Source organism: Bacteroides stercorirosoris (genome assembly GCF_900142015.1).
In the GTDB taxonomy this organism is placed as follows: Bacteria; Bacteroidota; Bacteroidia; order Bacteroidales; family Bacteroidaceae; genus Bacteroides; species Bacteroides stercorirosoris.
In genome coordinates, this window is record NZ_FQZN01000007.1 from 135,002 (window position 1) to 159,485 (window position 24,484).

At 49.5% G+C, this 24,484-nt stretch carries 19 protein-coding genes; 7 read left to right on the forward strand and 12 right to left on the reverse strand.

From position 1 onward, the window contains the following. Window positions 1–82 precede the first annotated feature (82 nt). The 4 genes from BUC01_RS07245 to BUC01_RS07260 form a co-directional block, all read right to left on the reverse strand. Entirely contained in the window at window positions 83–988 is a 906-nt protein-coding gene (locus BUC01_RS07245) for a hypothetical protein (protein ID WP_073313141.1), read from the reverse strand. Beyond that, the gene (locus BUC01_RS07250; RefSeq protein WP_073313144.1) at window positions 985–2,133 is read right to left on the reverse strand and encodes a DUF3575 domain-containing protein; all 1,149 of its coding nucleotides are present in this window, start codon (window positions 2,131–2,133) and stop codon (window positions 985–987) included. The genes BUC01_RS07245 and BUC01_RS07250 overlap by 4 nt, the downstream gene beginning before the upstream one ends. An 11-nt stretch (window positions 2,134–2,144) precedes the next feature. After that, entirely contained in the window at window positions 2,145–2,417 is a 273-nt protein-coding gene (locus BUC01_RS07255) for a hypothetical protein (protein ID WP_025835869.1), read from the reverse strand. A gap of 192 nt (window positions 2,418–2,609) precedes the next feature. Continuing rightward, window positions 2,610–4,292: a helix-turn-helix transcriptional regulator gene (locus tag BUC01_RS07260; RefSeq protein ID WP_073313146.1), complete on the reverse strand. Its 1,683-nt coding sequence runs from the start codon at window positions 4,290–4,292 to the stop codon at window positions 2,610–2,612. 369 nt (window positions 4,293–4,661) lie between these two features. On the opposite strand from BUC01_RS07260, the gene BUC01_RS07265 reads away from it, so the two are divergent. From BUC01_RS07265 to BUC01_RS07280, 4 genes are all read left to right on the forward strand, one after another. Beyond that, window positions 4,662–4,742 carry a potassium-transporting ATPase subunit F gene (locus tag BUC01_RS07265; RefSeq protein ID WP_073313148.1) on the forward strand — a complete coding sequence of 27 codons (81 nt, stop codon included), beginning with the start codon at window positions 4,662–4,664 and terminating at the stop codon, window positions 4,740–4,742. Window positions 4,743–4,792: 50 nt separating this feature from the next. After that, window positions 4,793–6,499 carry a potassium-transporting ATPase subunit KdpA gene (gene kdpA, locus BUC01_RS07270; RefSeq protein ID WP_073313150.1) on the forward strand — a complete coding sequence of 569 codons (1,707 nt, stop codon included), beginning with the start codon at window positions 4,793–4,795 and terminating at the stop codon, window positions 6,497–6,499. A gap of 19 nt (window positions 6,500–6,518) precedes the next feature. Further along, window positions 6,519–8,567 carry a potassium-transporting ATPase subunit KdpB gene (kdpB, locus tag BUC01_RS07275; protein ID WP_025835871.1) on the forward strand — a complete coding sequence of 683 codons (2,049 nt, stop codon included), beginning with the start codon at window positions 6,519–6,521 and terminating at the stop codon, window positions 8,565–8,567. A gap of 72 nt (window positions 8,568–8,639) precedes the next feature. Continuing rightward, window positions 8,640–9,218 (forward strand): K(+)-transporting ATPase subunit C, encoded by a 579-nt coding sequence (locus BUC01_RS07280; protein WP_007660283.1) that lies wholly within the window; start codon window positions 8,640–8,642, stop codon window positions 9,216–9,218. Window positions 9,219–9,241: 23 nt separating this feature from the next. Here the strand turns inward: BUC01_RS07280 and BUC01_RS07285 are convergent, their stop codons facing one another. Next, complete coding sequence (locus BUC01_RS07285; protein WP_073313097.1) at window positions 9,242–9,424, reverse strand: hypothetical protein; 183 nt, start codon at window positions 9,422–9,424, stop codon at window positions 9,242–9,244. Window positions 9,425–9,661: 237 nt separating this feature from the next. On the opposite strand from BUC01_RS07285, the gene BUC01_RS07290 reads away from it, so the two are divergent. From BUC01_RS07290 to BUC01_RS07300, 3 genes are all read left to right on the forward strand, one after another. Beyond that, window positions 9,662–10,411 carry a TorF family putative porin gene (locus tag BUC01_RS07290; RefSeq protein ID WP_025835749.1) on the forward strand — a complete coding sequence of 250 codons (750 nt, stop codon included), beginning with the start codon at window positions 9,662–9,664 and terminating at the stop codon, window positions 10,409–10,411. 202 nt (window positions 10,412–10,613) lie between these two features. Then, window positions 10,614–11,738, forward strand: a complete 1,125-nt coding sequence (locus BUC01_RS07295; RefSeq protein WP_009129358.1) for a hypothetical protein — start codon at window positions 10,614–10,616, stop codon at window positions 11,736–11,738. A gap of 21 nt (window positions 11,739–11,759) precedes the next feature. Continuing rightward, window positions 11,760–13,199 carry a sensor histidine kinase gene (locus BUC01_RS07300; RefSeq protein WP_025835745.1) on the forward strand — a complete coding sequence of 480 codons (1,440 nt, stop codon included), beginning with the start codon at window positions 11,760–11,762 and terminating at the stop codon, window positions 13,197–13,199. 77 nt (window positions 13,200–13,276) lie between these two features. Here BUC01_RS07300 and BUC01_RS07305 read toward each other — a convergent pair whose 3' ends face one another. The 7 genes from BUC01_RS07305 to BUC01_RS07335 form a co-directional block, all read right to left on the reverse strand. Beyond that, window positions 13,277–15,523, reverse strand: coding sequence for a S9 family peptidase (locus BUC01_RS07305; RefSeq protein WP_073313151.1), 2,247 nt, complete (start codon window positions 15,521–15,523; stop codon window positions 13,277–13,279). A 98-nt stretch (window positions 15,524–15,621) separates the two neighbouring features. After that, on the reverse strand, window positions 15,622–18,027 hold the full coding sequence (locus tag BUC01_RS07310) for a glycoside hydrolase family 127 protein (protein WP_073313216.1): 2,406 nt from the start codon (window positions 18,025–18,027) through the stop codon (window positions 15,622–15,624). Window positions 18,028–18,049: 22 nt separating this feature from the next. After that, window positions 18,050–20,452: a family 43 glycosylhydrolase gene (locus BUC01_RS07315; protein ID WP_073313152.1), complete on the reverse strand. Its 2,403-nt coding sequence runs from the start codon at window positions 20,450–20,452 to the stop codon at window positions 18,050–18,052. A 17-nt stretch (window positions 20,453–20,469) separates the two neighbouring features. Beyond that, a complete protein-coding gene (locus BUC01_RS26075; RefSeq protein ID WP_262484415.1) occupies window positions 20,470–20,601 on the reverse strand; it encodes a hypothetical protein in 132 nt (43 codons plus the stop codon). 153 nt (window positions 20,602–20,754) lie between these two features. Next, window positions 20,755–23,487 carry a retaining alpha-galactosidase gene (locus BUC01_RS07325; RefSeq protein ID WP_073313154.1) on the reverse strand — a complete coding sequence of 911 codons (2,733 nt, stop codon included), beginning with the start codon at window positions 23,485–23,487 and terminating at the stop codon, window positions 20,755–20,757. A gap of 218 nt (window positions 23,488–23,705) precedes the next feature. Beyond that, complete coding sequence (locus BUC01_RS07330; RefSeq protein ID WP_034524379.1) at window positions 23,706–24,044, reverse strand: type II toxin-antitoxin system HicB family antitoxin; 339 nt, start codon at window positions 24,042–24,044, stop codon at window positions 23,706–23,708. A 16-nt stretch (window positions 24,045–24,060) separates the two neighbouring features. Then, complete coding sequence (locus BUC01_RS07335; protein ID WP_083595450.1) at window positions 24,061–24,252, reverse strand: type II toxin-antitoxin system HicA family toxin; 192 nt, start codon at window positions 24,250–24,252, stop codon at window positions 24,061–24,063. Window positions 24,253–24,484: the final 232 nt, after the last annotated feature.

Below are 24,484 nucleotides of genomic sequence, written 5' to 3' on the forward strand. Positions count from 1 at the left end.
AAAGTTGTTAATAATTAATTGTTAGTTTATGAATAAGTAAAATGTTTCTAATTAGTTTATGTACTAAGAGGTGACCGGATTGTCACATTTCCGCGTCTACGTCTCCTCCCTGCACATCCGTCCAATTGACGATGCTGCCACTCGCTTCGGCGCTTTCGGGGGCGTAGAGGCTGCCGCTGAGGCGCAGGGGAGTGAGTCGGTTGGCATTGAAGTTGGTAAAGGCTTCGCTGACGTCGGTTTCGGCGGTCTGCCGTTTGCCGTCGGTGAAGGTGAGGGTGATGACGGTGCGTTGCGGGGCGGTGGCGATGATGCCGGGCATCTGTATGGCGGCTGTCAGCTTGTTGCCTGTGCGGACGAAGGGGATTTGCACGGCGACGGCGCTGCCTGCGGCTGCATTTGCGGTTGCATTTATCGCTTCGCCTGTCACTTCCCCCGTACTTATACGGACGGACGAGGCTGCGCCTTCCAGCCGGGCTTCGATGCCGGTGATGCGTTCGGGGTCGCCTCCGGTGATGGTGAGTTCGAATTGCACCCGGCGGAAAAGCTGGCGCATGGGCAGGCCGACGCGCACGGTGTCGTCGGCTATGACGGTGGTGACGGCGGTGCCGCCGAAAAGCATTCCGGGGTCGGGACGTTGCAGGTTGTCGTTGTCGGTGGTACGGGCTACGGTGGCGGTGCCGTTGGCGATGCTTACGCCGTCGAGGAGGTTGTAGGCCAGTAGGGTTATGGAGCCCGGAGCAAAGAGTGCGGGGATGGCCTTCTCCTGTGCTTGCAGGACGAAGGTGGAACGGGCTGCCTCGACGGTGTAGTCGGTGGGGACGGGGATGCCTTCGCCACGCTGTGTCCAGTCGGTGGTGAGGATGATGGCGCCCTGGTCGGGGTGCGGGGTGTTGTACAGGTCGTCCTTGATGCAGGCGGTGAGTGTTGCGGCGGTCAGCGTCAGGATGCTGATGGCCTGGGTCAGGGTGCGGGTGCTGATTGTCTTCATTGCTTGTTTCCTCCTATCTTCCATATTAGTGTGATGGCTGCGCTGTTGATGCCCCAGTAGTTGCGGGAGGCGTTGTGTTCTTTATATACGCGTATGCCTGTCGGTGCGAGGGTGTAGGTGTCGTACTCTGCACGGGTATATCCGGCGGAGAGGTGGAAGTCGATGCCCCATGAGGGACGGAACATCCAGAGGTAGCCGCCGGTGATGCCGCCACCGTGATAACTGCCCTGGCGACCGGTGGAGGTGAGTTTGTAGTTGAACTCTCCGGTGTGGTACATAAGTCCGAGGTAGCCGTGGCGGGCGGTGCCGAGGTAGTGGCGCACTTCGGGGGAGAGGTTCCAGAGGGCGTAACGGCGGTCTTTGTCCTTCCAGCTCCAAGAGGTCCAGGAGGCGTTCAACAGGATGCTGATGTGCGGGGTGGCGTACCACTCGATGCCCAGGTCGGGGGTGAGGGTTGCCCAGCGGAGGAGGTTGGCGCGGAGGGAGAGGGGGATGCATCCTTTGCGGGAGGGGGATGCAGGGGATTTTTTAGACACGGATGACACGGATGACACGGATTTTTTTTCTTGCTGTGGGGTGTTCTCAGGTTGCTGCACGGTGTTCTCAGGTTGCTGCACAGCGTTCTTCGGTTGCTGCACGGTTTGTTGCGCAGCCGGTTCCTGGGGTTGCGCAGCTTTTAAATCCGTGTCATCCGTGTCATCCGTGTCTGAAAAATCTCTTTCCGCCACTTCCCTTGTATCTACAGGAATACGGACGGTTACGGTCACTACGTTCCGTTCTTCTTTATAACTGCCCTGATGGTTGGCGGTGATGAAATGTTCCTCGGCCAGCCCTGCCCGCCTGATAAGTTCGGACTTGACGCGATTGCTGCGTATGGCTGCCATGCGGAGGTTTTCCCGGTGTGTGGGTTGTCCGGTGCAGTAACCGTTGATGTACAGGGGGATGCTGCCTGCGGTGATGGCTTCCTTGTATTGTTGCAGCAAGCTGACGAGTTGTTCAAGCTGTCCGCCATTGTCCCGCCAGGGAACGTAGAACACGTCTTTCTCCTGCACAAAGCGGAAGATGTAGAGACTGTCTGCCTTCTGTGCCCATGCCGTGGCGAGGCATGACAGGCATAGTAGTTGTATAAGAATAATCTTCTTCATATTTATATTATTTAGTCGTGATTGGAGCTTTCTGTAAAGTCGTGATTAGGGCTTCCTTCCTTTTTGGTCAGGTAGTCGAAAGGGTCTTTGCGCTCCCTTCGTTTTTTGTATTCGTCCAGCTTGCGCTTTGCTTCTCTCATCCTGAAGTATGTCCGCAAGGCTATGCCGGTAAGTATCAGTAACAGGAATACGCCGATGACCTCTGCTATCCACAGGTATTCCCATTGGTTCAACTGTTCCATCCACTCGGAATAAGGCAGTTTGTCTGTTAATAGTTCTATCATATCTCTTGTCGTTTTATGGGGTGGCGGCGGATGTTGGGCGGACTGTAAATCCGCCGGAACCCGCAAGGCTTCACCCCGGTTTTTGTCGTAAGCTGGGGTGAAGGTAGACAATGTATTTGAAAGTGAACTCCCAAAATAGGTAATTAAACTCCCAAAATAGGAATTCACACACTATCAGATGGTTACAAACGATTATTTTTCCTTTGAGATGTTGCGGAAGTAGGTTGGAGACATGCCGAAACGCTCGCGGAAGACGCGGAAGTAGGTGGATGAAGAGTTGAAACCGGACTTTTCGCCAACCTCTGAAACGGACAAAGAGTCGTTTTCTATCAGTAGGCGGGAGGCATATTTCAGTTTCAGGTCTGTGATGTAGTCGTGGAAATTCTTGCCGTCGGTGTTGGTGCGTATGGCGTTGGCAAGATAGGTTTCGTTGGTGTGCAACAATTCGGCGAGGTCTTTACGTTTCAGGTTGGGGTTGGTGAAGAGTTTCTGTTCGTGCATCAGTTCGCTGAGCTGGCAGAAGAGTTGCGATTCTTTGGAGAGGCTGTTGATGGGAAGCACTTCGATGGCGTCGAGTACACGTTCCTCCATCTTCTCCTGTTCCAGGTAGCGCTGGTAGAGGATGCGGTTCTTGCGGTGCAGGCGGCGTGAATAGACGATGTATCCGGCAAATATGATGAGGGTGAGTGTGCAACTGCTTGTGGCGATAAGGAACCAGAGGAAGGAGTTCCTTTGTTCCGTTTTGAGGCGGTCTACTTCGTAAAGGGTCTGGAGCTTGTCCATCCGGGCGGCTATCTCTATCCGTTCGATGGAGTCCTGCATGGCGATGTAGCGGGAATAGAGGCGCGTGCTTTCTACGCCTTTTCCCTGGTGGGCGAGTATCTCGGCCTTGCGCAGTAGGTCGTGCAGGTAGAAGGGGAAGTAGCCTTGGTGGGTGTTCAGCAAGGTGTCGATGGCAATGAGGGCGCCGGTGTAATCGGCCTGCCGGTAGAGTTGTTCGCAACGGGCTTCGTAGTAGTGTTCGTAGGCACGGGCGGGGATGCCGGGACGCATGAAGGTGAGGGCATGGTCGAGGAGCACACGGGCTTCCTCCTGCCGTCCGGAGCGGAGCATTGCCTGTGCACGGAAAGCGGCGGCGGTGACGGGGAAGTGCCCGGAGGGGTCGCCCAGGCGGATTTCGTTCCGGTATTCCACATTCTCGTGGTAGCGGTCGGCATAGGTGGTGAGTTTGCCGGTGTCCTCCAGCTTCAGGGCGGTCATGCACAGCCACTCGCAGATGAGGGCGTGGGTGACGAGGGTATTGATTTCGCTGGTATAGGCGGGGCAGACACGGTAGGCTTCTTCCAGGGCATCCATAGCCTTGGTGTAGAGGTTGAGCTGGTAGTACATGCTGCCCTGCACTTGCAAGGCCATGGCCATTCCCAGGGGTTGCTTTTCCTGCCGGGCGGCCTCGAACATGTCTGTGGCGGTTTGTTGGGCCTCTTCGCGTTGCCTGGCGGTGAAGAGGGTGTTGATATATACCCGGTAGGTATGGAAGTAATAGTTGAACTGGCGGGAGCTTCGGAGGAAGGAGAGGGCTTTGTCTACTTCGGTTTGCAGGAGTTCGATGGGGGCTTGGTTGGACAGGCAGATGATGCGGTTGGTGAGTCCCATGGAGAGGGAGACGGTGTCTTGCAGCGTGCGGGCGTTGGCAATGACGGAATCCCAGTCGGCAATGTCGTTGGTGGTGAGGGCGATGCGGGCAAGGGCGAAGTGTTTGTCTTTTCCTTGCAGGGTGGGGGCGAGTTGGCGCAGGGAGTCGACGAGGGAGGTGGCGGCTGCGGGGTGCATCGGAAAGAGGGTGAGGAAGGCGAGGAGTATGAGTAGGTTTTTCATGCTGTCTTGATTTTATGTGTGTAGCGGCAAAAGTAATAAAAAAGTGAGAAACGGTAGAGAAATGTGAGACTTTTTCTTGCTGTTTTGATAGGGAACCCTTTCATTTTGGAAGGGTGGGGCGGAGGTGGAGTAGCTGCAATGAAATTATCAGCCTGTTGTAAATCAGTTTGTTAAGGCTCTTCTCTTTTCTTTGGCACGTCTTTGGCATTGTTGTGATAAACAAGATAATAGTATTAATCTGATAAAAGGTAAAAGACATGGGAATAACGGTTTCATTTATTTTCTGCCTGTTGAGCGGGTTGCTCGCTTTCGGGCTGTTTTGGAAATGTGTGGATTGGTTTGAACGGATTTAAAGAAGGAGAGAGAAGTATGTATACAGCATTATTTGTAGTAGGTATTGCGGTTTTCGGGTATTTGATGTATGTGCTCGTGAAGCCGGAGAAGTTTTAGATAATTGACAATTGACAATTAAGGTATCATTCTATTAATGAATTAGAGAAATGAACACAGAAATTTTAGGCGTAGCCCTGCAAATAGTCCTGATGGTGGCGTTGGCTTATCCGTTGGGACGGTATATTGCAAAGGTCTATAAAGGAGAGAAGACATGGTCGGACTTCATGAAGCCGATTGAGAGATTGATATTTAAAGTTTCCGGCATTAACCCACAGGAGGAGATGAACTGGAAACAGTTCCTGAAAGCATTGCTGATACTGAATGCTTTCTGGTTTGTGTGGGGCATGGTGCTGCTGGTCAGCCAAGGCTGGCTACCGCTGAACCCGGATGGCAACGGCCCGCAGACGCCGGACCAGGCGTTCAACACCTGCATCAGCTTCATGGTGAACTGCAACTTGCAGCACTATTCCGGTGAGAGCGGGCTGACTTACTTCACGCAGTTATTTGTCATCATGCTTTTCCAGTTTATTACGGCTGCAACGGGCATGGCGGCTATGGCGGGCATCATGAAGTCCATCTCCGTGAAAACCACCCGGACGATAGGTAACTTCTGGAACTTCCTGGTGCTGAGTTGCACCCGTATCCTGTTGCCGCTTTCGCTGGTGGTGGGTTTCATTCTTATTATAGAAGGTACCCCGATGGGCTTTGACGGAAAGATGGAGGTGACCACGCTCGAAGGACAGGAACAAATGGTTTCGCAAGGTCCTGCGGCTGCCATCGTGCCCATCAAGCAATTGGGTACCAATGGCGGCGGTTATTTCGGTGTGAACTCATCGCATCCGCTGGAGAACCCGTCGTATCTGACGAATATGGTGGAGTGCTGGTCTATCCTTATCATTCCGATGGCAATGGTTTTCGCACTCGGTTTCTATTCCAAGCGTAAGAAACTGGCTTATAGTATATTCGGTGTGATGCTCTTTGCCTATCTGGCGGGTGTCGGCATCAATGTCTATCAGGAGATGAACGGTAACCCGCGTATTGACGAACTGGGTATTGCGCAGGATGGCGGAGCGATGGAGGGAAAAGAGGTGCGGCTTGGTGCTGCTGCAACAGCCTTGTGGAGTATTACGACCACCGTCACTTCCAACGGTTCAGTGAATGGTATGCACGACTCTACGATGCCGCTCAGCGGACTGATGGAGATGCTGAATATGCAGATTAACACTTGGTTCGGTGGTGTCGGGGTAGGTTGGATGAACTACTATACATTTATAATTATAGCCGTGTTTATCAGCGGACTGATGGTGGGGCGTACACCGGAGTTCCTCGGTAAGAAGGTGGAAGCACGCGAAATGAAGATTGCGACTGTTGTGGCGTTGCTTCATCCGTTTGTGATTCTGGTAGGAACGGCTCTGTCCACGTATCTGTTTGCCCATCATCCCGATTTCGTGGCAAGCGAGGGCGGTTGGCTGAATAATCCGGGTTTCCACGGGCTGAGCGAGCAATTGTATGAGTTTACGTCGTGCGCAGCTAATAACGGGTCCGGTTTCGAGGGACTGGGAGATAATACTTATTTCTGGAACTACGCTTGCGGTTGGGTGCTTATCCTGAGTCGATTTATCCCGATTGTAGGGCAGGTAGCCATTGCGGGACTGCTGGCGCAGAAGAAGTTCATCCCGGAAAGTGCCGGTACACTGAAGACGGATACGGTGACATTTGCAGTGATGACTTTTGCGGTTATCTTCATTGTAGCTGCCCTGTCATTCTTCCCGGTGCATGCGTTGAGTACGATTGCTGAACATTTTAGTTTGTAAGTAGTAGAAAAAGAAAGATATGAAAGATAAGAAATCAGCTTCTTTGTTTCAAAAGGAGCAAGTTATGGAAAGCTTGAAGCAATCATTCGTGAAGTTGGATCCACGGGTGATGATTAAGAATCCGATTATGTTTACGGTGGAGCTTGTGACGCTGGTGATGCTGGTAGTCTGCATCCTCTCGCTGGGAACTACGGAATATGGAACATTCGGGTACAACTTCCTGGTGTTCGTCGTTCTCTTTGTTACTCTGCTGTTCGCCAACTTCGCTGAGGCCATTGCCGAGGCTCGTGGTAAGGCTCAGGCCGACAGCCTGCGCAAGACGCGTGAGGAGACTCCCGCTAAAATCCTGATTGATGGCAAAGTCTGCAATATCAGTAGTGCACGCCTGAAGAAAGGTGATTACTTTATTTGCGAAGCCGGTGATACGATTCCGGCTGACGGTGAGATTGTAGAAGGACTGGCTTCCATTGACGAAAGTGCCATCACAGGCGAATCTGCCCCGGTAATCCGTGAGGCGGGTGGAGATAAGAGTTCCGTAACCGGTGGTACGAAGGTGCTTTCTGATAAGATAAAGGTATTGGTAACCCAACAACAGGGTGAGAGCTTCCTCGACAAGATGATTGCCCTGGTGGAAGGCGCTACCCGGAAAAAAACACCGAATGAAATAGCGTTGACTATCCTGCTGGCAGGTTTCACACTGGTATTCGTGATTGTCTGCGTCACGCTGATTCCGATGGCGGACTATACGAATATAGATCATCCGGGAACGTACATCTCGATTGCAGCTATTCTCTCCCTGTTTGTCTGCCTGATACCGACCACAATCGGTGGTCTGCTTTCCGCTATCGGTATTGCAGGTATGGACCGTGCGCTTCGTGCCAATGTGATAACGAAATCGGGTAAGGCGGTGGAAACGGCCGGTGATATTGATACGTTGCTGCTGGATAAGACGGGAACTATTACAATCGGTAACCGTAAAGCTACGAAGTTCTATGCAGCTCCCGGTGTGGACGAACGTGATTTTATTGAGGCTTGCCTGCTGTCCTCCATCTCCGATGAAACACCGGAAGGTAAATCAATTATAGAACTGGGACGGGAAACAGGTCGCCGTATGCGTGACCTGAATACTACGGGTGCCCGGATGATTAAGTTCACTGCCGAAACAAAGTGTTCAGGCGTGGATTTACAAAATGGTACTCAGATACGTAAAGGTGCTTTCGATGCTATCCGCCGGATTGCGGAGAGTGCCGGAAACAGTTTCCCGAAAGAGGTGGAAGATGTGATTGCTGCAATTTCAAGTAACGGCGGTACACCGTTGGTAGTGTGTGTCAACCGGCAGGTGGCTGGCGTTATTGAGTTGCAGGATATCATCAAACCGGGTATTCAGGAACGTTTCGAACGCCTTCGCAAGATGGGAGTGAAGACGGTAATGGTGACCGGAGATAACCCGCTGACGGCAAAGTACATCGCAGAAAAGGCCGGTGTGGATGATTTTATTGCTGAGGCCCGGCCGGAAGACAAGATGGAATATATCAAGAAAGAGCAACAATCCGGTAAACTGGTGGCAATGATGGGAGACGGTACCAATGATGCTCCGGCATTGGCACAGGCAAATGTGGGCGTTGCTATGAATAGCGGTACGCAGGCTGCAAAGGAAGCCGGTAATATGGTGGACTTGGACAATGATCCTACGAAGCTGATTGAAATTGTGGAAATCGGTAAACAGTTGTTGATGACGCGCGGTACATTGACCACGTTCTCTATAGCAAATGACGTGGCTAAATACTTTGCGATTATTCCCGCTTTGTTTATGGTAGCCATCCCTCAGTTAGCACCGCTGAACGTCATGGGGCTGCATAGTCCTGAGTCAGCCATCCTTTCAGCTATAATCTTTAATGCTATCATTATTCCTATATTGATTCCGTTGGCACTGAAAGGAGTACAGTATAAACCGATTGGTGCCAGTGCATTGCTTCGCCGCAACTTGCTGATTTATGGCTTAGGCGGTGTCATTGCACCCTTTATCGGAATTAAATTAATAGATATGGTGGTCAGTTTATTCTTTTAGGGGCGAGGCGCCCCGGCCGGGTTTCCTTTCGGAAGAAGGCCTGATAATAACAAACTAATAAATAACAAGATAATGAAAACATTATTCAAATCCCTTAAAATAACACTTGCGTTTTGCGTGTTCTTCTCTGTATTCTATATCCTTATCCTGTGGATATTTGCCCAGGTGGCAGGTCCAAATAAGGGTAATGCGGAAGTAGCGACTCTGGATGGTAAGGTGGTCGGTGCCGCTAATGTAGGACAGATGTTTACAAAAGACATCTACTTCTGGGGACGCCCTTCCCATGCCGGTGACGGTTACGATGCTACCAGTTCTTCCGGTAGCAACAAAGGTCCTACCAACGAAGAATACCTTTCGGAAGTAGAAGCCCGTATTGATACTTTCCTGGTGCACCATCCCTATCTGCAACGCAAGGACGTTCCGGCTGAAATGGTGACAGCCAGTGCTTCGGGGCTTGATCCGGATATCACTCCCGCCAGTGCTTATGTACAGGTGAAACGCGTAGCCCAGGCACGTGGCATGGATGAGGCGAAGGTGAAGAGTATCGTGGACGAGACGATACAGAAACCACTGCTCGGTCTTTTCGGGACGGAAAAGGTGAATGTGTTGAAACTGAACATTGCACTCGAAGAGATAGACAATATTAAATGATAATTTAGCAGCGTAGCGCTGAATCAAGGTTTCCTTTCGGCATACTCATTGACGTGATAGTACCTGGTAGGCTGAAAGCCTTTTATCTTATAGCCCAGGGCAACGCCCTGGGGGATTACCATGTGTTTCTCTTTGCGCCCTGTAAGGGCATTACAGCACGCATGGGCTTTTGCCCTTACAGGGCGTAAGACTGTGGGAGCATCCATTACCCAGGGTGTTACCCTGGGCTATAAGATAAAAGCCTTACAGACTTAGGAAATGCACGCTGGTAAATTATCATTTGTATAACCAATTATTTTAATAATCAGAATATAACTTTAGGTTGGTAGAAGAGAGGCGGACAGGCTCCGTTCATATTTTGCCATGGTGATGTCTAAAAACAGGGTGAACGGAGACACGCCTCTCTCTTTTTAAGAGATTGTATTTTAAAGATTGAATGAATTATGAAACAAGTAAAAAGAACGTTTTTTGTAATAGCAGCCATTGTTACTGCATGCTTTTTGGGGACAAACGATGTGAAGGCACAGGAATTTACCGTGCAGGGTGATTTAGTAAGCTCTTACGTCTGGCGCGGCGTATATCAGACGGGAGCCAGCTTCCAACCTACACTGGGTTTCGGCATCGGCGGCTTCTCTCTGACTGCGTGGGGTTCCACGGACTTCGACGGTTATAAATCTACCGAAGGCCAGGCAAACAAGGAGATAGACCTGACGGCAGCTTACGCATTCGGCGAGTCCGGTCTGTCACTGTCTGTGGCGAGCCTTTGGTGGGCGGGACAGGGTGCCCGTCAGTATTTCAACTTCAAAAGTCATGAGACGGCACATTTCTTTGAAGCTGGTCTGGCCTATACGTTGCCTTGCGAGAAGTTTCCCCTGTCCATAGCTTGGTACACCATGTTTGCCGGTGCCGATAAGAATGAGGAAAGCGCGCAAAACTATTCTTCCTATTGTGAACTGAACTATCCGTTCAGCGTGAAGTCGGTAGATTTGAATGCAACCGTAGGATTCGTTCCTTATGAAACTTATACGGTAGGATATGGAAACTCCGGTTTTGCCTTTACCAATGTAGCATTGAAAGCTACTACGGCTATCAGGATAACAGACTCATTTTCATTGCCTATATTTGCACAGGCTATCTGGAATCCTTGTTTGGAAGATACCCACTTAGTCTTTGGCATAACCTTAAAGCCTTAATGTAAGTGACAGAGGTATCTTGTCTCTATGACTTAGCATAGAATCATTGGCATTGATTGTGGGAATCATTGGCATTGATTGTAGGAATCATTGGCATTGATTCTACCCATCATCCGTATTGATGGTACCCATCATCCGTATTGATGATATGCCAACTCACTTACTAATCCCGGCTAACCCATAATGATAACTACTTAAAGGTATGGACAGAGAACAAAACGTGCAACACTTCCTCGACCTGATAAAGAAATCCCGTCGTGGCAAGTTCAAGATTTACATCGGCATGATAGCCGGTGTGGGCAAGTCTTACCGGATGCTCCAGGAAGCCCACGACCTGCTGGACAACGGCGTAGACGTGCAAATCGGCTACATCGAAACCCACGGACGTGCCGGGACGGAAGCTCTCCTTGCAGGCCTGCCCGTCATCCCCCGCCGCCGGATATTCTACAAAGGCAAGGAACTGGAAGAAATGGATTTGGAGGGTATCATCCGCATCCATCCCGAAATAGTCATCGTGGACGAACTGGCGCATACCAACGTAGAAGGCAGTCGTAACGAAAAGCGTTGGCAGGACGTGATGGACCTTTTGGACGAAGGCATCAACGTGATTTCCGCCGTCAACATCCAGCACATCGAGAGCGTGAACGAAGAAGTGCAAGGCATCTCCGGCATCGAAGTCAAAGAGCGCATCCCCGACAGTGTCCTTCAGGAAGCGGACGAGGTGGTGAACATCGACCTGACTGCCGAAGAACTGATAACCCGTCTGAAAGCCGGCAAGATTTATCGCCCGGAGAAGGTGCAGACGGCACTGACCAACTTCTTCCGGACCGAGAACATCCTCCAACTCCGTGAACTGGCCTTGAAGGAAGTAGCCCTGCGAGTGGAGAAGAAGGTGGAGAACGAAGTCGTCATTTCGAGCGTAGGCGTCCGGCACGAGAAGTTTCTGGCATGCATCAGCAGTCATGAGAAGACGCCACGGCGCATCATCCGTAAGGCGGCACGGCTGGCTACCCGCTACAATACTTCTTTCATTGCCCTGTATGTGCAGACGCCCCGCGAGAGTGCCGACCGTATCGACCTGGCAAGCCAGCGTTATCTGCTGAACCACTTCAAACTGGTCACTGAGTTGGATGGTGAAGTCCTCCAGGTACAGTCCCGGGACGTGCTGGATGCCGTGGTACGGGCCTGTAAAGAGCGGCAAATTACGACGGTTTGCATGGGCAGTCCTGCTTTCCGCTTTCCGCAATCCTTGTTCATGGTGTTGAAATACAGAAAATTTGTGAGCGAATTGGCGCAAGCAAACATAGATTTGATTATACTTGCATAAAATTTAATTCATCAGTGCATTATGAATATTCGTACTAAATTGATACTCAGTGTAGGCATTCTGACCGGTATGATCATTCTGCTGGTTGCTCTCTCCGTAGTGAATCTTCAGATACTGACAGCCACCGAACCGGACAGTCCCGCCGCCATGCCGGGTTTGCAGCGTGCTCTGCTGTGGATTTCCGTTACTGGAGGCGTCTGTATTCTTGCCAGTATCGTGTTGTTGGTCTGGTTGCCCCGTTCCATCAGTAAGCCTATTCAGGAACTGACGCACGGCATCTTCGAAATAGCCAATCACAATTACGAGAAACGCCTCGACATGAGTGGGCACGAAGAGTTCAGCGCAGTGGCCGACAGCTTCAACCGCATGGCGGAACGGCTGGCGGAATACCGTGCCAGCACACTGAATGATATTCTTGCTGCCAAGAAGTTTCTGGAAGCCATTGTGAATAGTATTCACGATCCTATCATCGGCCTGAACCGGGAGCATGAAATACTTTTCATCAACAAAGAGGCGCTCACCGTGCTGAATTTGAAGCGGGAAGAGGTTATCCGCCATTCCGCCGAAGAACTCTCGCTGAAGAACGACCTGCTCCGCCGTCTGGTGCGCGAACTCATCACTCCCAGTGAAAAGAAGGAACCGCTGAAAATCTATGCGGACAACAAGGAGAGTTATTTTCAGGCGTCCTATATCACGATTATGAACACGGAAACCGATACGGACGAACCGCAAAACCTGGGTGACGTCATCCTGTTGAAGAATATCACCGAGTTCAAGGAACTGGACTCTGCCAAGACCACCTTCATCTCCACCATCTCCCATGAACTGAAAACGCCTATTTCTGCCATTCTTATGAGTCTGCAATTGCTGGAAGACAAACGGGTGGGAGCTTTGAACGACGAGCAGGAACAACTATCGAAAAGCATTAAAGAGAATGCCGACCGTCTGTTGGGTATCACCGGTGAGCTTCTGAATATGACACAAGTAGAAGCCGGCAAGCTCCAGATGATGCCGAAGATAACGAAGCCTATCGAGCTTATTGAGTATGCCATTAAGGCCAATCAGGTGCAGGCTGATAAATTTGGTATTCAGATAGAAGTGGAATATCCCGGTGAGAAGATGCCGAAACTGTTTGTGGATAGTGAAAAGATAGCTTGGGTATTGACGAATCTTCTGAGCAACGCCATCCGCTACTCCAAAGAAAATGGGCGTGTGGTGATTGGTGCCAAGCATGAAGACGGAACTATTGAGATGTACGTGCAGGACTTTGGCAAGGGCATCGACCCGCGTTATCATCAAAGTATTTTCGACCGTTATTTCCGTGTGCCGGGTACGAAGGTGCAAGGCAGTGGCCTGGGCTTGTCCATCTCAAAGGACTTTGTGGAGGCTCATGGCGGCACGCTGACGGTGGAAAGTGAATTGGGAAAGGGGAGCAGGTTCGTAATACGGTTGAAGGGGTGATTAGTGGTTAGTGATTAGTGATTAGCAGGCTGCGCTATGACACATCCAGCCACTAATCACTAACCACTAATCACTAATCACTTCTTCACCTCACCCCACTTCGGCGGGTTTCCCCCCATCAGATGTCTTACAAAGAAATCATACCGTTTATGTTCCCCGAAATCTTCGCCCATTGTGTGGTGTGCGCCGGGGATGACTACCAGTTCAAAATCCTTGTTCGCCTTAATCAAAGCATTTACTACTTGCATGGTTGAAGCAGGGTCTACATTGTCGTCCAGTTCACCGACTACCAGCATCAGGGGACGACTCAACAAATGGGCATTCTCCACGTTCGAACCTTCTTTGTACTGGTCGCCTACGGGATATCCGAGCCAGAGTTCGTTCCACCAGATTTTATCCATGCGATTGTCGTGGCAACCACAGGCGGAGTAAGCGGCTTTGTAGAATTCGGGATGCAGCAGCACAGCAGTGGTGGATTCCTGACCTCCGGCGGAACAGCCGTAGATGCCTACGCGGTCCATATCCATATACGGATACTTCTCTCCGGCAGCTTTAATCCAAGCGATGTGGTCAGGCAGTCCGGCATCTTTCAGATTCTTATAACATACATTTTCAAATTCGCGTGAACGGAAAGAAGTTCCCATTCCATCCACCATGACAACGATGAAACCCAGTTCTGCCAGTGAAGTCATGTACCAGTTGTACGGAATGAAAGTCTTGGGTACATATTGGTCGCCGGGACCTTGGTAAATGTATTCGATAACCGGATACTTCTTGTTCGGGTCGAAATTAGTGGGACGGACAATCAGTCCCCACATATCCGTTTTGCCGTCACGCCCTTTGGCGGTAAACACTTCCGGTGCTTTCCAGCCTTCGGCTATCAGGCGGCTGATGTCGGCAGTTTCCAATGGCATTACTACTTTGCCATCCTTGGCGCTGCGCAGTACGGCTACAGGAGCTTTGTCTACCATAGAGTAAACGTCTACCAGATAATTCATATCTCCCGAGAACCAGGCACGGTGCATTCCTTCTTCCGGAGTAAGGCAAACCAAGTCTTTCCCGTCGAAGCCGATGCGGTAATAGCGGATGAGATAAGGGTCTTCACCGGGTTGTACACCATTTGCGGAGAAGTAAATCTGCCGGTTGTCTTCATCTACACGAAGCACTTCGCGCACATACCATTCGCCTTTGGTGATTTGGTGGACGGGCTGCGCAGTGGTGCGGTCGTACATGTAGAGATGGTTCCAGTTGTCGCGTTCGCTCATCCAGATGATATGCTTGTTGTCCCTCAGGTCATGGCGGAAATGGCGGGTGTAGTTTACGTATTTATCACTGCTTTCCTCTATCAGTGGACGTACCTTGCCGGTCTCTGCCGAAAGTTCCAATACCCTGTACACCTGATGCCCGCGCTGATTGTATTCGAAGGTTACGGCACGGCTGTCCGGGTTCCATTCAGGGCCGTATATCTCATATTGTTGGGCAAACAAATCAGTGGAAGGGATAATACTGCGTCCTGTCTCCACTTCATAGATGCAAGGCACCTTAAATGGGAGTTCATCTCCCGGTTTGGCATACTCCTGCTTGTGGAGCTTAGGTTGCAGTTGGTCCGTTGGAGAAGACTCCACGTAATATACATAACGCTTCTCAACCGGACGTATCTTGCAGGAAGCCACTTTCTTGCTGTCCGGTGACCAGCGGATATAGGCTGAATAGTAATTGCTCAGTGTGCCGTCTATACTCAACTGTCTTTCTTTCCCTGTGGCAACTTCTTTCACGTATACATTATGATTCTTGATGAATGCTGTGTACTTGCCGTCAGGCGAAGGAATAGGATTGGCAGTCTTCTCATCATCCCGTTCCATCCAATGTTTCTGCTTTTGGGGAACGGGGAGAGCGCCTTCGTTTGCCAACTGGTTTTTCCGGGTGGCATACCTCCATCGCTGGTTATTGAAAACAAAGCGGAGTGTGTCCAGACTTTTGTTTACATGCAGTCGCTCCAGATTGATGGCGGAAGATTTCACTTCTTTGCCGGATGCCTTGGTAAGTGCGTCAGCCAGGCGGCTATGGTCGAACAACTCTTTTCTCCCTTTCTTGTCGGTATTCACCGATACATACATACGTCCTTCCGGTGTATTGCGCACATACCAGAACTGATGTGTACCCTCTATCCACGTCGGTGTGACATTGGAGTAGAATATTTTGTTTGCGCTGAACTTCTCTCTCAATGAATAGGCACGGTTGTAATCCTCTACCGTACCTTGGGCAATAGCCATGCCCCCGCAAAGGAGCATGGCTACTGACAAACCTAATCTAACCATTTTCATTAATTGAATATTCTTTGCACCACAGATTACGCGGATTCACACAGATTTTAAGAAAAAGAGATTCTCTGTGTTAATCCGTGTAATCTGTGGTGACATTATTATTTTATTTCCCATTCGTAAACGCCGGCAGCGGCACGGTCCGGCAGTATGATTTCCAGTTTTACAGCCTTGGTCTTCACAGGGTCGAAGTTCACTGTGTTTCCTGTTCCTTTGGCAATGCCGTAGCGGTCGGCACCGATAACGGGTTGCCATTCGCCTTGTGCATCTTTATAATAAATCTTCCAACTCTTCGGTACGCGGCAACCACCCCAGGGAGCATCGTCAAACCAATATACGGTAGCACTGCTGACGGTTGCTTCTGCCGGGAATTCGTATGAAATCCATTCGGTGCTTCCCTGTTTCGGCCACCAGTGATAGTAAGGCATGGAGCGGTCGTTCTCATCTTTCGGCACCAGGCGGTCGTTGATGGCTGAGATAGATTTTACTTTGTGTGAAGCATCAATCTTGCTTTCCGAAGCCAGCGTGGCGGGCATGGTGGGGTGGGATGCGCTTAATTCCTGCGGTAACCATACGAGCATGGCTCCCGAACCACGGTGTGCCCATGCATAATAAGGAATCAGGGTCAAATTCACGTCAGTGGTAGTCAGACGCCCCTGATCATCGTATCCAAGAATCTGTGCCCCTGTCTTCAGTTGGTTGATGCCATACAGTAAATCGGGCTTCTCCACTACTTCAAACTTCGGGTTGCGGTTCATGAATACACTGAAAATATCAAAGTTGTTATCCGGCCATTCAGCGCAATACACAATCGGGCCGCGTTCCACGGCAATGCGTCCACGGTCGGCTTCCACTTTATTGTTGGCTTTCACGGTGCGTGGTTCCATGTCGAAGTGTATTTCCACTTTGTCGCCCTTCTTCCAACGGCGGTCGATGCAGAAGTAGCCGTCTTTCAGTTCGCTTTGTACGGGTTCTCCGTTCACGGCTACTGTATATTTCAGACGCTTGCCGTCGCTGTAGGTGTAAAGGTCGCTCGGAACTACCTGGCCCCGTACCCATCCCGGGATGCGTACTTTCATCGTGAACTGCCCGGCATTGTTCTTCTTAATACCGATGGCGATGTCTCCGTTCCAGGGATACTTCGTTGTTTGTTCGATAGAAACAGCCTTACCGCCTACTTTCAGGTCCGAAGTGTTGGACATGAAGAGGTTAACGTAGATATCTTTATCCTTTACCGCATAGATATATCCCGGCAATGACGGAATGAAACGGCAGATATTAGAGGGGCAGCAAGCGCAGCCGAACCAGGGCTGGCGTTGATGTTGTCCCATGCTCTCCAACGGATTCGGGTAGAAGAAACCGCCGCCGTCCAGTGATACACCCGAAATCAAACCGTTATATAAGGTACGTTCCAATACATCATAATACTTTGATTCGCCGTGGAGCAAGAACAGACGGTAGTTGACATATACATTGCCGATAGCTGCGCAAGTCTCGCAATAGGCTGACATATTGGGCAACTCGTAGTTTTTACCGAAAGCCTCTCCGGCAGCGGTAGCTCCGATACCGCCGGTGATGTAATACTTCTTACCGACGATATTGTCCCAGATGCGGTCGATGGCATGAATGTAGGCGGTATCTCCGGTGAGAGCTGCCACGTCGGCCATCCCTGCGTACATATAAGCGGCGCGAACGGCATGTCCCACGGCTTCATCCTGCTGGACAACGGGTTTGTGTGCCTGACTGTATTCGTCCGTGCGGCTGGTGTAACCGCGTTGGTCGAGGAAGAATTTAGCCTGGTCGAGGTATTTCTTGTCTCCGGTGACCAGATAAAGTTTGGCAAGTGCCATTTCGGCAATCTGATGTCCGGGAACACGGATTTGCTGCCCTTCGCCTGTACCTATCTCACGACATACGCAATCGGCGTACTTAATGGCGATGTTGAGGAAGTTTTTCTTTCCGGTTGCCTGATAGTGGGCGATGGCGCCTTCCACCATGTGTCCCAGATTATAGAACTCGTGACTCAGGTCTTCTACCTTTTCCCAGCGCTTGCTTCCCGCCCATTCGTGCGGATGCTTCGGGTTCATGGTGCGGCTGGTGTAGAGGTAGCCGTCGGGTTCCTGTGCGGCGGCCACAATCACCAGTACACTGTCGATGTACTTAGCCAGTTTCTTGTCCGGATAAGTCTGCAACAGGTAGCTGGCGCCCTCGATGGTTTTATAGACGTCCGTATCATCAAAGGCCAGTCCACCGACTTTTATCGTATCGCTGGGATGCGCTGCGTTGACAAAGTTCTGATATCTTCCTGTTTCCTCGCATTTGCTGAAAGCAAGAGGAATGGTTACTTCACGGCTTGCGTTGAGGCGTTGCCCCCAAAAGGAGTCGGTCACTTTTACCGAAGTGAAGGGCACAGGGTCAATGGGGTAGCCGTGCGACTGATTTTTCATTTGTGCCTGACCGCCTATTGCAGTGGCAAGCATCAGAGTGCTTACTAAAAGTTTCTTCATGGTTATCATTCTATTTATGGTGTTATTTTTTCATCGGAATATATTCGTCCCAGAGTTTCAGTGAATGCAGGTAGCCTGTGAACGGCCAGTTGCGTTCTGCATTCTGCCCCAAAGTTACGTATTGTGACGGTTTTATCAGCAATTGAATGTCTTTTTCGCTGATTAGTTGTCCATTTATATATACCTGCTCCATCCGGCCGTCAAAGCAGATATAGACGTGTTGCCATTTACCTTCCAGCGTTTTCATATCCTTATAACCGGCATCCTCATACCAACCGTAGTGGTTGATAACTCCGCAGCGCGGTTCTGTACCGTTTACCAGCATAATCTTTTCCAGTTCGTCATGCGATGTCGTGAAGTCGGCCACGCATTCGTTTTCTGCGATGGAGTCGTTCAATATCCAAGCATCCAATGTATAGGGAGCATTGTCCAGCAAGGTTGCAGGGAGTGAGAAGCTGGAACGGAATACCTGATGTCCTTCAAAATGGAAGCTCTTCTTGCCTTGCACTTCCCGGATGACAGAAGGCGCGCGTTGAGCTTCGAAGTATCCGTCTACTCCATGATTGGAGAAATAGTGCACGGTGTCTCCGGCTGCAAAGTCATCGGCAGTGATACTCACTACCAGACCGCGCTTTTGCTGGTCGGCTGCCGGCAGACGAACAATATCCGTGGTGGCATCATAGGCTAGTTCGGCAGGTTCCTGTTTCCAGTTATAATAGCGGAGGTTAGTGATGATTAAAGGTTCGGCTCCGCTTTGAAGCGAAATCACACCCGATGAGAGGGCGGACTCCGATTCGTAGCTTTGCCACCTACCTAATCTATAAACTAACGCGCTAATTGTATGTTCTTTGGAAGGAGAAATCAGCGGATGACGGAATTCCAGCGTAGTGCCCGGTTCAAGTATCAGGGCGTCACGTCCGGCCATACGTCCGGTGCGGGCTGCGCCTTCTTTGAGAGTGAAAGCTCCTCCCAACATCCCTTCGTTGTTTTGCCATTCGCGACCATTCCAGTCGGCGGCAGTCAGTCCGAGCCATTGCTGCGGGGCGGAGGCTTCGATGCCGGAGAATACTTTGATGTTCCAGATGGCACCGCCGAAACCATTCTTTTGCCCACCGGTATAGGTGAGGCGGATGTAGCGGGCTTTGGCTTTTCCGAAGTCCACCATCGGACTGCCTGCCAGATGGTTGTTCCGTTTATCGGCAAAGATATTCCAGCGTTTTCCATCGGTGGAAGTTTCGAGGAGATATTGATAGAACTGCGTGCCGTATTCAAATTGTGTCCAGATGGTTTGTATCGGTTGGCTACGTCCCAGGTCTATTTCAATCCATTCCTGTCCCATGCCGCGCGGACGCCACAAGGTGCCGTTGTTATCATCTACGGCATATTCGGGGCGGAAATTGTCATCATAAGAGGAAGAGGCACGCACGCTTTTTCCAAAGGCGAGGTTGGTTGATTTAACAACGGAAGGAGCCAGTGCGCCTACACCGTCATGAGTGGGGATGATTTTCTGAATCGTCCTGTCTGCATTGAATGTCATGCGGTCGATGCAAAGCTGGCGGTGGAAGCCACGGTTGGAGTGCGGATTGTCGTGGCGGTGGTAGACGATGTAGTAGTTGTCGCCCTCCTGCAAGATGCTGTGGTGTCCGGGGCCGTGAATGGTGCCGTTGGCATTGGTTTCGAGGATGCAACCGCCATATTTATAAGGACCTAAAGGCTGGTCCGCAGTGGCATATTGCACACGGTAGGTATGGTCGTGGCAGGAACCGGAAGAATACATGAAGTAGTAAGTTCCATTCCGCTTGATGACAAAGGGAGCTTCGAAGAAATCCGTTGCTTCGGTATTGGGGATGAGGCGGGTTTCGGTGAAACTTTTCAAGTCGGGCGCCAGTTTTCCGGCACCGCAGCCAAAGCCTTTGTATATCCCCCAGGTACCCCAGTACATGTATACCGAACCATCATCATCTACGAAAGTCTGTCCGTCCAGTGTGATGGCATTTGTTACAAAACGGTCCGGAATGAGGACTGCTTCGCTTTCTCCCAGAATGTTCTTCCACGGTCCGCGCGGAGTTTCCCCTACACCGCAATGGATAATGCAGGGCTGGCAATAGAAATAGTAATACTTGCCATCGGTGTGCTGCATCACGTCGGGAGCCCATATCCAGTGGCTGTCGGGCCAGTTCATGGGCATCAGGGTCCAGTTTACGAAGTCTTTGCTGGTCCATACCTGGGCAGGGCCAAAGCCGGCACCGCTACCGTCGGTTGTGGCATACATATAATAAGTGTCACCAAACTTCTTTATAGTAGGGTCGGCAAAGTATCCGGGGATGACGGGATTACCTGCGCCCGGGGTATTGAAGGCGTTCTGCGAGAAGACGGAGAGTATTCCCAGTAAGAGGGAAGCTGTCAAAAAGATGATTCTATTCATGCTGTTGCTTGATTGTTTTATAAATGATAATTTACCAGCGTAGCGCTGGAGCAAGGTTTCCTTTCGGCATACTCATTGACGTGATAGTACCTGGTAGGCTGAAAGCCTTTTATCTTATAGCCCAGGGCAACGCCCTGGGGGATTGCCATGTGTTTCTCTTTGCGCCCTGTAAGGGCATAACAGCAACATGGGCTTTTGCCCTTACAGGGCGTAAGATTGTGGGAGCATCCATTACCCAGGGTGTTACCCTGGGCTATAAGATAAAAGCCTTTCAGGCTTAGGGGATGCACACTGATAAATTATCATTTATGTATTTCATTATTAATCGGTATTTCTATCTCATAAAAGTATTCTTTCAGTAACTTATACATATCCGGATCGTATGCTTTCAGCTTCACACGACGGTTCATGGAATTGTGCACTCCATTGGCAGGCTCGGCATAGCGATTACAGTTAAAGAAAGACTGCACACATTCGGCAAAATATTCCTCTTTATTGCTTAAGGCATAAGTATTTGCCCATAATCCTTTTTCGCCTGCGTTTTTCCATAAAGCCTCCAACCGGTCATTGAAATCAGGTTCTACACCAACTATCCCTACCATGTGTATCAGATGAGCAAATTCATGAATCAGAATATTTTCGCCCGTATATTTATCTTGTGGTAAAGCCAACAGGTTCTCCTCTCCGCAACTGGCGGAGAATTCATCTTCCGGCGCACCTCCGAAACCTCGGGCACGCCAGTTCCAGTAAGCAATGCTGTCGGGAGAATTGCAGATATGGGCAAACTCCGGTAAGTCGCAAGTCGCTTCATCTTTCCCTATTACCATCACGTGGCAACCCATCTTCACCATATGTGCTTTCACGTCAGGGCGTTTGGCCAGCATCAGACTGATAATATCACAGGCTTTCAGCAATGCCTCGTCGCTCACCCGCTCAGATGAAGTGACATATAAACCTTCCGTTTCAATGTATTTCTTATAGAAAGAAGGAATATTCTTGCCTTCGGGTATTGCCGTCACCGTTCCGCGTATCGGACAGGCTTCGAGCTTCATTGCAAATCCTCCTCCCGAAGCTAAATGCAATTTCATCCGGCTGTTTTTATCTATTGTGAGCGTTTCTGTGCGGTAATCTTCCGCCTGTTTGTTGGCGTTGATACCGTCAGTAAATAATGTGGCGGTGTAACAGGCATCTGTTGGCAGGAAAGAGAAGTCTATTTCCACATCCCGTTCATCCCAGTTTGTCATTCCGCCGATGTACCAGTTGATGTCTTTCTTACGAACACTCACAATGTATTCTCCTAATTTGCCTGCGGCGATAAAAGTAGAATCAGTTTCTACAGGAATGGAAGTGATGAAATCTACACATTCCTGTTCATTCAGATAATTTATCGGTGCATCGCACAGCATGGTGAGGGGGGAGTCATGCACGATATAGGCAGCCAGTTGATGGCAACGGGTTCCCATGCTCATTGGCGTATAGTAAACGGCACGCCAGTCTACTTTTGTGGCATTACGCATAGCTCCCGGAGTGTAGTCTACCGGACCTGCCATCATACGGATGTAGGGGAAAGTGACATCATAAAGCGGCATGTTATTTTTAATGTCCGTCCATTTCACTTCTTCCATGCCGAAGAGGCTTTCGAAGTTGATGATGTTCGGATAAGTACGATTGATACCTGTCGGTTTATAGATGCCGTGCAGGTCGAGCGTCAGTTTATGCTTGGCGGTGGCTTCGGCAATACGATATACCATTTCAACGGCTGTCTGGTCGTCGCGGTCGAGGAAGTCGACTTTAAAACCTTTGATGCCCATGTCGGAGTACTTCTTGCAAGCAGTTTCCAGTTGGCTGTCGAGTACGTTGAATACTGTCCAGAGTATGAGTTCCACTCCCTTCTCCTTTCCGTAAGCAACCAGTTCCGGGAGGTTCAGTTCGGGAATGACGGTCAGCATATCACCGCTTTTGGGGGCGTACCAGCCTTCGTCGAGCACAATAAACTCGATGCCGTTGCGGCTGGCGAAATCTATATAATATTTGTAGGTATCCATATTGATACCTGCCTTGAAGGGGACACCTTTCAGATTCCAGTCATTCCACCAGTCCCAGGCCACTTTCCCGGTTTTTATCCAGGAAGTGTCGCCTATGCGGTTGGGGGATGTCAGTGCATAAACCAGATTGTTGACGGGCATATCCGTATCTTTTTCCGTCACAGCCAGCACACGCCAGGGATAAGGACGGGCGCCTTTGCTGCGGGCTATGAAATCAGTTGTCTCTGTCACATACTCCTGTCTGCGCCAGGGGTAGAAATCTGTCTTGGTGGGGTAGGAGGCAAATACTCCTTTCAGGGAGTAAGTTGACGAGGGGGCAACCTTCTTCACAAACATACCCGGATAAGCTTCGAGGTCAGACTCCAATATCGTCAGTTTGGCTTTACCACAGTCCACGGTTACGGGCAGGAAAGCCGGTTTTGGCTGTGCCTTCGATAGTGGGGTGATGTCGTAGACATTCTGGAAAGCCATTGCCATTGGCTTCTTATCGTTGGTTGTATAAGGAAGATAGGCTGTGTAATCCTGATTGAAGTTGAATTCTGCCACTTCCTCTTTGATAGTTACTTCTGTCTTTTGTGTTGTGTAAAAACGATAAGCCACTCCTTCATTATATGCGCGGAAGGTAATGCCGAAATCACCTTTCAGCTTCAAGTTGAGTTCATTGTATATGGCTATGAACTCCTTGAAGCGATAGAAAGGAGATGCTACATTATCCCTGACCTTTTTCCTTTTAATACCTGTTACCTGAGAATTGTTTCCTATTGTAGTTCCGTCTGCCAGAACTAATCCTATGTTAGAATGAGAGAGAATTGTATCGTTTTCGTACATCACTTGATAAGACAGTTTGTCTCCGGTAGTAACTTCTACCTTCAACTTCCCATCAGGAGAGGAGAGCGCATATTTCTTTCCGGGAGCTGCCCCGAGTGGATTATTCCCGAAGTATAAAAACAAGGAAATAACGACTAATTTGAGAGATGTGTAGTTTTTCATAATCGATTAGCTCTTCATTTGGTTCGTGTGCAAAGTAAACGAAAAAAGGATGAACGGAAGGACTGAATAATATAATGTAATAAAAGAATAGTCCAAGAATCGCCCTTTTGTGGCATTCTTGGACTATGTTTGGATTATCTTTTTAGTCTTTGGACTATTTTTGCATAGGAGTCGATTAGGAATTACATCTCATAATCAGTTCCTTTAAGAGGGTACTTTTATAACATAGCTGTAATTTGCTTTTCCAATGCTTGCTTGATAAAAGCATTGATTGAGATTCCGGCACGTTGTGCCAACATTGCCACACGACTATGTATTTCAGGGGTTAGACGAACGTTTAATAATCCTGAGTAACTTTTATGTGGCTGTATTCCTTCCTCTTCGCAATATGCCAGATAATCATTGACCGCCTCATGGAATGCTTCTGTTAATTCCTGAACGCTTTGTCCCTCAAAGTTGACCATTCCATTTATCCCTTCTATTTTGCCGAAGAAAATACTGTCCTCTTCACTGAAATTGACAGAACCAATGAAACCTTTGTACTTTAACGTGTTCATAATTATACTCCTTTCTTCATTTTATAAAACCTGCATCCGTCAAATCATTCAGTACTTGCTTCATGGCATAACTTTTAATAATATTGCCGGGATGGGGTTTATGAATCATTATCGGGCGTTTATCTTCATTTTTAAAGATAACTCTCGAACCGGAAGTTTTGCCTTTATTTGATTTTTTATAACCAAATATCAACAACAAACGCTCCATTTCCTCAAATGTAAAGTTTGTGGGCAATGTCTTAAAAACGTTCGATAAGTTTTTGCGAATGTAACTACAAAATAGTTACAATCCAATGAAGGTAGGTATAAAGTATACAAAAAATATTCATAATTACTCGAAAATGAATGAATTTATACTCTGTTCCCTTCTTGGAATGCACTTGCTCCGTACTTTCTCCGTGTAGAGGTACCTCTACACGGAGAAAGTACGGAGCAAGTGC

Bases quoted from the DNA above. Each gene is read 5' to 3' on its own strand.
- BUC01_RS07245 (WP_073313141.1), bottom strand. From the start codon at position 988: ATGAAGACAATCAGCACCCGCACCCTGACCCAGGCCATCAGCATCCTG.
- BUC01_RS07250 (WP_073313144.1), bottom strand. From the start codon at position 2,133: ATGAAGAAGATTATTCTTATACAACTACTATGCCTGTCATGCCTCGCC.
- BUC01_RS07255 (WP_025835869.1), bottom strand. From the start codon at position 2,417: ATGATAGAACTATTAACAGACAAACTGCCTTATTCCGAGTGGATGGAA.
- BUC01_RS07260 (WP_073313146.1), bottom strand. From the start codon at position 4,292: ATGAAAAACCTACTCATACTCCTCGCCTTCCTCACCCTCTTTCCGATG.
- BUC01_RS07265 (WP_073313148.1), top strand. From the start codon at position 4,662: ATGTATACAGCATTATTTGTAGTAGGTATTGCGGTTTTCGGGTATTTG.
- kdpA (WP_073313150.1), top strand. From the start codon at position 4,793: ATGAACACAGAAATTTTAGGCGTAGCCCTGCAAATAGTCCTGATGGTG.
- kdpB (WP_025835871.1), top strand. From the start codon at position 6,519: ATGAAAGATAAGAAATCAGCTTCTTTGTTTCAAAAGGAGCAAGTTATG.
- BUC01_RS07280 (WP_007660283.1), top strand. From the start codon at position 8,640: ATGAAAACATTATTCAAATCCCTTAAAATAACACTTGCGTTTTGCGTG.
- BUC01_RS07285 (WP_073313097.1), bottom strand. From the start codon at position 9,424: ATGGATGCTCCCACAGTCTTACGCCCTGTAAGGGCAAAAGCCCATGCG.
- BUC01_RS07290 (WP_025835749.1), top strand. From the start codon at position 9,662: ATGAAACAAGTAAAAAGAACGTTTTTTGTAATAGCAGCCATTGTTACT.
- BUC01_RS07295 (WP_009129358.1), top strand. From the start codon at position 10,614: ATGGACAGAGAACAAAACGTGCAACACTTCCTCGACCTGATAAAGAAA.
- BUC01_RS07300 (WP_025835745.1), top strand. From the start codon at position 11,760: ATGAATATTCGTACTAAATTGATACTCAGTGTAGGCATTCTGACCGGT.
- BUC01_RS07305 (WP_073313151.1), bottom strand. From the start codon at position 15,523: ATGAAAATGGTTAGATTAGGTTTGTCAGTAGCCATGCTCCTTTGCGGG.
- BUC01_RS07310 (WP_073313216.1), bottom strand. From the start codon at position 18,027: ATGAAGAAACTTTTAGTAAGCACTCTGATGCTTGCCACTGCAATAGGC.
- BUC01_RS07315 (WP_073313152.1), bottom strand. From the start codon at position 20,452: ATGAATAGAATCATCTTTTTGACAGCTTCCCTCTTACTGGGAATACTC.
- BUC01_RS26075 (WP_262484415.1), bottom strand. From the start codon at position 20,601: ATGGCAATCCCCCAGGGCGTTGCCCTGGGCTATAAGATAAAAGGCTTT.
- BUC01_RS07325 (WP_073313154.1), bottom strand. From the start codon at position 23,487: ATGAAAAACTACACATCTCTCAAATTAGTCGTTATTTCCTTGTTTTTA.
- BUC01_RS07330 (WP_034524379.1), bottom strand. From the start codon at position 24,044: ATGAACACGTTAAAGTACAAAGGTTTCATTGGTTCTGTCAATTTCAGT.
- BUC01_RS07335 (WP_083595450.1), bottom strand. From the start codon at position 24,252: ATGGAGCGTTTGTTGTTGATATTTGGTTATAAAAAATCAAATAAAGGC.